The organism is Devosia sp. (genome assembly GCF_041917035.1).
Lineage (GTDB): Bacteria > Pseudomonadota > Alphaproteobacteria > Rhizobiales > Devosiaceae > Devosia_A.
The window spans coordinates 19192-27610 of sequence record NZ_JAYRYM010000026.1; the positions used below are offsets into that span (position 1 = coordinate 19192).

9 protein-coding genes are annotated in these 8419 nt (G+C 70.9%); 6 read left to right on the plus strand and 3 right to left on the minus strand.

All coding sequences use genetic code 11. From position 1 onward, the window contains the following. Positions 1-99 precede the first annotated feature (99 nt). Genes ACE3TU_RS05045 through ACE3TU_RS05065 form a run of 5 tightly spaced genes read left to right on the plus strand, consistent with a single transcriptional unit; the run spans position 100 to position 4670 of the window. Positions 100-1092: an SIS domain-containing protein gene (locus tag ACE3TU_RS05045; RefSeq protein ID WP_374621030.1), complete on the plus strand. Its 993-nt coding sequence runs from the start codon at positions 100-102 to the stop codon at positions 1090-1092. Next, positions 1076-1918, plus strand: coding sequence for a 3-deoxy-manno-octulosonate cytidylyltransferase (gene kdsB, locus ACE3TU_RS05050; RefSeq protein WP_374621033.1), 843 nt, complete (start codon positions 1076-1078; stop codon positions 1916-1918). The genes ACE3TU_RS05045 and kdsB overlap by 17 nt, the downstream gene beginning before the upstream one ends. Then, positions 1915-2532: a histidine phosphatase family protein gene (locus tag ACE3TU_RS05055; RefSeq protein ID WP_374621036.1), complete on the plus strand. Its 618-nt coding sequence runs from the start codon at positions 1915-1917 to the stop codon at positions 2530-2532. The genes kdsB and ACE3TU_RS05055 overlap by 4 nt, the downstream gene beginning before the upstream one ends. Positions 2533-2550: 18 nt before the next feature. Next, positions 2551-3399 (plus strand): 3-deoxy-8-phosphooctulonate synthase, encoded by an 849-nt coding sequence (gene kdsA / locus ACE3TU_RS05060; protein WP_374621053.1) that lies wholly within the window; start codon positions 2551-2553, stop codon positions 3397-3399. After that, positions 3396-4670 carry an O-antigen ligase family protein gene (locus ACE3TU_RS05065; RefSeq protein ID WP_374621038.1) on the plus strand — a complete coding sequence of 425 codons (1275 nt, stop codon included), beginning with the start codon at positions 3396-3398 and terminating at the stop codon, positions 4668-4670. Before kdsA ends, ACE3TU_RS05065 begins: the two co-directional genes overlap by 4 nt. Here the strand turns inward: ACE3TU_RS05065 and ACE3TU_RS05070 are convergent. Beyond that, on the minus strand, positions 4628-6121 hold the full coding sequence (locus ACE3TU_RS05070) for a glycosyltransferase family 39 protein (RefSeq protein WP_374621041.1): 1494 nt from the start codon (positions 6119-6121) through the stop codon (positions 4628-4630). The genes ACE3TU_RS05065 and ACE3TU_RS05070 overlap by 43 nt on opposite strands. Before the next feature lie 89 nt (positions 6122-6210). Here ACE3TU_RS05070 and ACE3TU_RS05075 point away from each other — a divergent pair, with 89 nt between their 5' ends. Then, positions 6211-6987 (plus strand): hypothetical protein, encoded by a 777-nt coding sequence (locus ACE3TU_RS05075; RefSeq protein ID WP_374621044.1) that lies wholly within the window; start codon positions 6211-6213, stop codon positions 6985-6987. On the opposite strand, the gene ACE3TU_RS05080 is transcribed toward ACE3TU_RS05075, so the two are convergent. Both ACE3TU_RS05080 and ACE3TU_RS05085 read right to left on the minus strand, forming a co-directional pair. After that, a complete protein-coding gene (locus tag ACE3TU_RS05080; protein ID WP_374621047.1) occupies positions 6975-7946 on the minus strand; it encodes a hypothetical protein in 972 nt (323 codons plus the stop codon). The two genes, ACE3TU_RS05075 and ACE3TU_RS05080, sit on opposite strands and share 13 nt — an antisense overlap. Continuing rightward, positions 7939-8419, minus strand: a 481-nt coding sequence (locus ACE3TU_RS05085) for a lysophospholipid acyltransferase family protein (protein ID WP_374621050.1), incomplete at its 5' end; no start/stop codon positions are given. The genes ACE3TU_RS05080 and ACE3TU_RS05085, both read right to left, overlap by 8 nt.

The window sequence follows — 8419 nt, forward strand, 5'->3', positions numbered from 1 at the left end:
CCGGAACGAGGCAGGTGCGACTGCGTAGCGGGTCGCGGCGCGGAACTCAACGGCGGGCGACGCTTGCGGCGGCTTTGCGATTGCTGCTACTCCACCGAGGTGCGCCCTTCCACTGCCATCGATGCCGGCCTGAAGGCCTTCGTCCTCGACGAAGCGCGCGCCGCCATCCGCCTCGAGGCCGCCGGGCTCGAACGGCTTGCCGAGGCGCTGGACGGCAGCTTTGCCGCGGCCGTCGCGCTGATCCAGCAGGCGCGCGGGCGCGTCGTCCTCAGCGGCGTGGGCAAGAGCGCCCATATCGCGCGGAAGATCGCGGCGACGCTGGCCTCGACCGGCACCCCGGCGCAGTTCGTCCATGGCGCCGATGCCAGCCATGGCGACCTGGGGATGATCACCGGCAGCGACGTGGTGCTGATGCTGTCGAAATCGGGCGAGACGCGCGAACTCGAGGATCTGGCCAACTATTGCGTGCGCTTCGGCATTCCGCTGGTGCTGGTGACGCAGAACCCGCAGTCGCGCCTCGGTCGGGCGGCCGGCATCGTGCTGCGGCTGCCCGCCGCCGACGAGGCCTGCGACATCACCTCGGCGCCGACCACCTCGACCACCATGATGGCGGCGCTCGGCGATGCACTGGCGGTGGTGCTGCTGCGGCGGCGCGGCTTCGGCGCGGCCGATTTCCATGTTTTCCACCCCGGCGGCACGCTCGGCAGCGCCCTGCTGACGGTGGGCGAGGTGATGCATGCCGGCGAGCGGCTGCCGCTGGTCGCGCCCGAGACCAGCGTCGGTAGCGCCATCCTCGAGATGACCTCCAAGGGGTTCGGCTGCACCGGCGTCGTCGACGGCGATGGCCGGCTGGTCGGCATCATCACCGACGGCGACCTGCGCCGCCACATGGCCGAACGCCTGCTCGACCAGACGGCTGCCAGCATCATGACGCACGCCCCGCGCACCATCGAGGCGGGAGCGCTGCTGAGCGAGGCGCTGCGCCGGATGACCGGCGTCACCCCCAGGATCACCGCGATCTTCGCCGCCGAGAACGGCCGGCCGGTGGGGATCGTCCACCTGCACGACTGCCTGCGTGTCGGTCTCGCCTGACGTGACCGACCTGATCGTCATCCCCGCCCGCTTCGGCTCGACGCGCCTCCCCGGCAAGCCGCTCCACCCGATCGCCGGCCAGCCCCTGCTGCGGCGCGTCGCCGCGGTCGCGCACCAGGCGGCCGCGCGGACCGGCAATGTCGACGTGCTCGTCGCGACCGACGACGAGCGGATCGTCGCGGCGGCAACCGGCTGGGGCCTTGAAACCGTCCTCACCAGCCCCGCCATCAGCTCGGGCTCGGGCAGGACGCTCGCGGCGATGCGGGCGACCGGGCGCCGCTACGAGCTGGTGGTCAACCTGCAGGGCGATGCGCCGTTCACCGCGCCGGAGCACGTCGTCGAAATCCTCGCAGCCGCCCGCGCTGGCGGCGCCGACGTCACCACGCCGGTGGTGCGCCTCGACTGGGCGCGCCTCGACGCGCTGCGCGTCCACAAGCGCACCACTCCGGCGAGCGGGACCACCTGCATGCGCGCCGAGGACGGGCGGGCGCTGTGGTTCTCCAAGGCCATCCTCCCCTTCATGCGCAACGAGGCGGCGCTGCGCGCCGAGACGGCGCTCTCCCCGGTACTGCAGCACGTCGGGCTCTACTGCTACCGGCCGGCGGCCCTCGAGGCGTTCGAGGCGGCGCCGCCGACCCGGAGCGAACAGCTCGAGGGCCTCGAGCAGCTGCGCCTGATCGAGATCGGCCTCGACGTCCGCGCCGTCGAGGTGGCCCCCGCCCGCATCACCATGAGCGGGATCGACAGCCCGGCGGATGTCGAGCGGGCCGAGCGCCTGATCGCCGAGCACGGCGACCCCTTCGCCGATTGGCCGAGGCGGGCGTGACGCTGCTCTACATCGTGCGACACGGCAACACCTTCGAGGCCGGCGAACCAGCGCGGCGGATCGGGGCGAGGACCGACCTGCCGCTGACCGCGACCGGCCTCGCCCAGGCCGAGGCGCTGGCCGGGCATTTCGCCGGACGGGTCGGCTTCGCGCGCGCCTTCAGCAGCCCGTTGCAGCGCACGCGAGCGACGGCGGCGGCGATCCTCGCCCGCCAGCAGCGCCCGCCGGGGCTCGAGACGCTGGCGCTGCTGACCGAGATCGATCACGGCCCCGACGAGAACCGGACGGAGGACGAGGTCGTCGCCCGCATCGGCCATCCGGCGCTCGCGCTGTGGGACGAGAAGGGGATCGCTCCCGACGGCTGGAACGCCGGGGCCGACTGGCGGAGGCCGGGTTGGCGCGACTTTGCGGCACGGCTGAGTACCGAGCCTTCAGGTGATGCGGTCCTGCTCGTTACCAGTAACGGCGCGGCGCGCCTGGCAGTGCTGGCGCTCGAACCAAAATCAGTGGACAAGATCGGCAACTACAAGCTTCGCACCGGAAGTTATGGCTTGATAGAACTTGACAGTGACAGCCGAATTCGGTTGCTGGACTGGGACCGGCGGCCAGACTAGTGAGTGAAAGTTCGTAACATGCAGGAAGTTAAGCTGGACACACCCGGCGGCCGGGAGATCCGGATTGGTGGTGACAACCGGCTGGTCTTCATCCTCGGCCCCTGCGTGATCGAAAGCCGCGACCATGCGTTGCGCAGCGCGCAGTTCCTCGCGGAGCTGGGCGAACGCCTCGGCGTCGCGGTGATCTACAAGTCATCCTTCGACAAGGCCAATCGCACCAGCGCCCGGAGCTTCCGCGGCATGTCGCTCGAGGAGGCGATGCCGATCTTCGCCGCGATCAAGGCCGAGACCGGTTTGCCGGTGACCACGGACGTGCATGAGCGCGCGCAATGCGCCATCGCCGCCGAGGCGGTCGACATCCTGCAGATCCCGGCCTTTCTCTGCCGCCAGACCGACCTGTTGGTCGCCGCCGCCGAAACCGGCCGGGTCGTCAACGTCAAGAAGGGGCAGTTCCTCGCCCCCTGGGACATGCGAAACGTCGCCGACAAGCTCGATCGGGCCGGCGCCTCGGGCGTGCTGCTCACCGAGCGGGGCACCAGCTTCGGCTACAACACGCTGGTGGTCGACATGCGCGGGCTGCCGATCATGGCGGAGACCGGCAAGCCGGTGATCTTCGATGCCACCCACTCCGTGCAGCAGCCCGGCGGCCGCGGCGACTCCTCGGGCGGACAGCGCCAGTACGCGCCGGTGCTTGCCCGCGCGGCGGTCGCCGTCGGAGTGGCGGGGGTCTTCATCGAGACCCACGAGGACCCCGAAAGCGCCCCGTCGGACGGAGCCAACATGATCCCGCGCGACGCACTCGAAAGCCTGCTGCGCGAACTGATCGCGCTCGACGAGATTGCGAAGTCACGCCCCGACCACCCATGAGCCCGCCGCTGCAGCCGCCCTTGCCGCGGCAGGTGACCATCGCCAACTGGACGCTGCTCGTCGTGATCTTCGTCCTGCCCTGCGTGATCGGGCGCATCGACACCTATCTGGTGCTGATCGCCGCGCTGGTGGCGATACTGAGCCGCTCGGTGCCGACGTCGCGCCGGCTCGCTCCGGCCAGCCCGATCGGTCCCGTCTTCGTCGGCGCTTTCCTCGCCATCGCGCTGGCCCTGTGCGTGTCGGCGGAAGACGGGTACGACCTGCTGTTCATCTTCAACTTCAGCCCGCTGCTGCTGGCGGTTCCCGTGCGCTGGCAGTTCGCGCGCATGGCCCGACCCGATGCGGCAGTGCTGATCGGCTGGCTGTGCCTCGCCGGAACGATCGGGGCGACCGGACTGGCGGTGATCCAGGTGTTCGGGCTCGGCTACGACCGGGTCGGCCAGCCGATCATGAACGTCTTCCACTACGCCTTCACCACGATGCTGCTGGGCTTCATGACGCTCGCGGGCTTCTTCGCGCCCGGACCGCACAAGCGCCTCCCCTTCCTGCTCGGCCCCCTGCTCGGACTGATCGCGGCAGTCCTCAGCGGCACCCGCGGCGCCCTGATCGGAGCGCCGGTGCTGCTGCTGGTGGCGTTCGGGTTCCTGCTGGCCGTCAGCCGGCGCCGGGGATGGATGCTGATCGGTGCCGCCGCGCTCGTCGTCCTGCTCGTCGCGGCCGCGGCGCTGGCTCCGCAGTTGGGCTTCGGTCGGGCGGTCGAAGGCTTCGAGGTGGCCCTTCGCGCCTTCTCCGGCGGCCGGATCGACCATGCGGCCGAAGAGCGGCTGATCATGCTGGCCGGCGCGGTCGAGGCCTTCTTTGAGGCTCCGCTGTTCGGCCATGGCTGGCTCGACATGGTGCCGGCCATCCTGCCGCATGTGCCGGCGGACCAGGTCGAGACGATGAAGGCGTTCCGGCACCTGCACAACGGCGCGGCGAGCTTTGCCGTCGGAACCGGGCTCGTCGGGCTGATCAGCTTCGCGCTGCTCTCGATCATCCCGGTGGTCGCCGTGCTGATGACGCCGCGCGATCGCCAGTTCGTCAGCCGGCTCTATCTCGCGGTCACCCTTTGCGCTGGGTACTTCGTCTTCCAGATGACGTTCCTGATGCTCGGCTTCGAGTTCCACACGGTGCAGTACGTGATGATGGCCATGGTGTTCGTGGCCTTCGTCCGCGATCCGGTTGCGCCCTACTCGTCGGGGAATGCGGGGCCCGCGGCCTCGACGGCGTAGACCGCGTAGGCGGAGGGCGAGTCCGCGGGCGCCCCGCGCAGCAGCCTGCCGAGGAGGCGCGACTGCGCGAAGTACCCGCCGTCCAGGGTCGGGGCCGGTTGCCTGCCGGAGGGCACCACTACCACCGCCGGAAAGAGCCGGGGCCGGCGCTCCGGCGCCGGGATGAACTCATAGCGCACCGGCTGCGCGATATCCCGGACGGGACGCGGATCGCCGGCGGCCCGACCGTGAAAGAACAGTTCCCCGGTCAGCTGGTACTGTCCCATCGTGTAGATGGCCCTGGCGTCGACCTCGTCGGCCAGTTGCCTCACCGAAGCCGACAACTCCGCCCAGCCGCGCAGGTGGCGGGTCCGGTCCAGGTCCCGCAGATCGAAGGGATGCAGCAGGGCCTGGATCGAAACGAAGCCGACCAGCAGCAGCCCGAAGACCGCCTGCCCCACCAGCAGGGTGACGCGCAGCCAGCGGCGGCTCACCGCCGTCAGCAGCCAGCCTGTGCCGATCAGCGTCATCGCCGGCAGCGCGGGCTGCAGCCAGTTCGCCTCGACCTTGGAATGCAGGCTGTGGACGGCGAAATAGGCGAGTACCGGCAGCGTCGTCAGCACCGGCAGGGCCAACCCCGGCGCGGTCCGCCGTCCGCGCAGCGCATACCAGCCGAGGCCCAGGGCGGTCGCCACGACGAGGATCGGCCCCGCGACGAGGAACTGGCCGGCGAGCGACTCGAGGATGGAGCGGCCCGACAGGTCCTCGACCGAAACCACCCGCATGCCCTGGAACAGGAAGGAGCGCCATTCGCGCACGGCGTTCCACCAGAGGACCGGCGAGAACACGGCGAGAGCCAGCAGTCCGCCGGCCCAGGGCTGCCAGCGGCACAGCTCGGCCCGACCGGTCGGCGTCGCGATCAGGTAGAGCGCCAGACCGATCCCCAGCCAGGCATTGGTGTACTTGGAGACGAGCCCGAGGCCGGCGAACAGGCCGACCGCCAGCCACCAGCCGGGCCGCCGCCCCGAGATCGCCTCGGCCGCGGACCAGAGCGCCAGCGTCCAGAACAGGGTCGACGGCGCGTCGGGGGTGGCAACGAAGCTGATGCCGACGGTCAGCGTCAGGGTGTACCAGATGACGACGAGCGCGGGCGCTTCCGGCTGCGGCAGGAGCAGCCGCGCGATGCGGTAGAGCGCCACCGTGGTCGCAAGGGAAGCCAGCAGGGCGAACAGCCGCACGCCGAGATAGGTGTCGGAGAGCAGCAGCCGCCCCGCCGCGATGAACAGCGCGACGCCGGGCGGATGATCGAGATAGCCGGGCGCCAGCCAGACCGACCACATGGCGTAGTAGGCCTCGTCGCCGTCGAGACCGACGACGGCCCCGATCGTCGTCCTCACCAGCAGCGCCACGATCACCACGGCGAGGGCGAGGCGGCGGATTGCGACCGGGTGGCTGGGTCTGGCTTGCTGCAAGGTGGGAAGCGTCCTAACGATGGACCGAGCTTAGATCACGGATCGGACGAAATCGAAATGTCTCCCCTGCCCCGCCGCCAGTCCGTCCCGTGACGACGCAGATCGTGACCCTGTGGGTGGGGCCGGCGCTGGGACGGATGGAGCGCATGTGCCTCGCCTCGTTCGTCGCCCACGGGCACCCGGTCGCCCTCTACGGCTATGGCGAGATCGGCAACCTGCCGCCGGGAGTCGAGCGCCGGGATGCCGCGACGGTGGTCCCCGCCTCCGACCTGCAGCGGATCGCCGGGACGCCGCCGGCCCTGGCGCTGTTCGCCGACTATTTCCGCCTCCGCCTGATGCAGCGATCGGCGGGGCTCTGGGTCGATACGGACGTCGCCTGCCTGCGCCCGTTCGAGGTCGAGGGCGACTTCGTCGCCGGCTGGGAATCGGCGGACTACATCAACAATGCCGTGCTGCGTCTCGCGCCGGATTCGCCGATCCTTGCCGACGCCCTGGCGATCCTTGCCAGCGGGCGCACGCCGGACTGGACGCCGTTCCATCGCGCCCCGGCGGCCCGGCTGAAGACCCTTATCGGCCGGCGGGTCGCGCCGTGGGAGCTGCCGCGCGGCACCTTCGGGCCGAAGGCAATGACCGCGCTGGCGAGGCGCCACGGGCTGGCGCAGGCGGCGCGGCCAGCCGAGGTGTTCTACCCGCTCCACCCGCGCGTTGCCGAGCGCCTCTACGATCCGACGCTGCAACTGGGCGACATCGTCACCGAGCGCAGCCTGACGATCCACCTGTGGAACGAGAAGCTGAGCGGGCTGAAATCCACCGAACCGCCGCCCGGCTCGATCCTCGCCGCGTTGTTCGCGCGCTATCCGGGCTGAGCGATGAACGGGGCGAGCCAGGGATCGCCCGCGGCGAGCTGCCCGAGCGAGGCGGATGCAAAGCGCATAGCCGCCTCTTCCGCCCGGCCGGCGATCAGGCGATCGCGGTCGGGGGCGGGCAGGCCGAGCCGGGCGAGGCGGGCGGCCAGCGGCAGGCGCCGGATGGCGGTCGCGGCCAGTTCGGGCAGGTCGATCACGGCGTGCCCGGCACGCAGCGCCGCGAGCCGCCTGGCGTAGCGGCTGCGCGGATTGGCGGCGAGATCGTAGTTGGCGAAGCCGAACTCGGGCTTGAGGTGCTTGAGGTGCCAGTAGGCGAAGCCGCGGAAGCGCCGCGACAGGCCGGGATGGTGCAGCACCTCGAAGCGCCGGTCGTGGACGAAGTAGGTGTCGGGCCGGACGGGGAAGATCCAGTGATCGCCGCTGCCGGCGAACGGCTCGCGCGCCAGAATCCCGAGCCGCCCGGCTTCGTCTCGGGCCAGGTTGAGGCCGGAAAAGCACGCCATCTCGCGTCCCGCCCCGCCGCGGCGCACATCCGCCACCAGCCGCGCGGTGGCCTCGCCCATCGCGACATGGTCGTCGTCGAGCTTAGTGGCATGGGTGAAGCGCGTCCGGGTCAGGGCGAAATTGTAGTAGTTCACCAGGCTCCGCGGCGCATTGGCCGGCTCGCGGCGATGCCCGTCGCTCCCCGGCGGGAACACCGGCGGCAGGTAGTGGAAGACGCGCAGGCGCGGCCCGTATTCCTGCGCCAGGCGGGCGAGGATGTCGGGCGTCGAATCGGTGCAGCGGTTGTGGACCGCGACGATCTCGTCGAAATGCCCGATGTGGCTGCGGATCGCCGCCTCGAGCGAGAAGGCGCCGTCGCGGATGCGCATGAAGGCGCTGATGCCGGGGCGCCGCTCGGACACGGCCAGCTGCGCGGGCTCGAAGCGGTAGCGTTCGGTGTCGACGAGGTCAGCCATCGGAGGGCCAGGGCACGCCGGTCTCGCCGGGTTCGGCGCCGGCCTCGGCGAAAATGCGCAGGGCGCGGCGCGACAGCTCGGGGACCGGCTTCCAGCGTCGATGCATCCACAGCCAGTGGCCCGGCCGCGCCCGCACCTCGGCCTCGACGAAGGCGTTGAGGGCGGCGGTCATGGCGAGGACGTCGCGTCCCTCGTTGCCGCTGCCGGGCGGCAGGATGGGAGGGTGAAAGACGACGGTGAAGTGCACCCCCTGGTCGCGGCGCACGGCGAACGGCACCACGCTCAGATCGAGATCGATGGCGAGGATGGCCGGGCTGTGCACGGTCATCGCCGGCCGGCCGAACAGGGGGACCGGCACGCCCTGGGCGAGGTGCTGGTCGACGAGCATGCCGACATTGCCGCCCCGGCGGAACATCGCGGCCATCTGCCGGGTGCCGTCCGCTCCCTTGGGCAGCTGGTCGGAAAAGCCCAGC

Excerpts from the sequence above, each read along its gene's own strand:
- kdsA (WP_374621053.1), top strand. The coding sequence starts at position 2,551 with ATGCAGGAAGTTAAGCTGGACACACCCGGCGGCCGGGAGATCCGGATT.
- ACE3TU_RS05065 (WP_374621038.1), top strand. The coding sequence starts at position 3,396 with ATGAGCCCGCCGCTGCAGCCGCCCTTGCCGCGGCAGGTGACCATCGCC.
- ACE3TU_RS05080 (WP_374621047.1), bottom strand. The coding sequence starts at position 7,946 with ATGGCTGACCTCGTCGACACCGAACGCTACCGCTTCGAGCCCGCGCAG.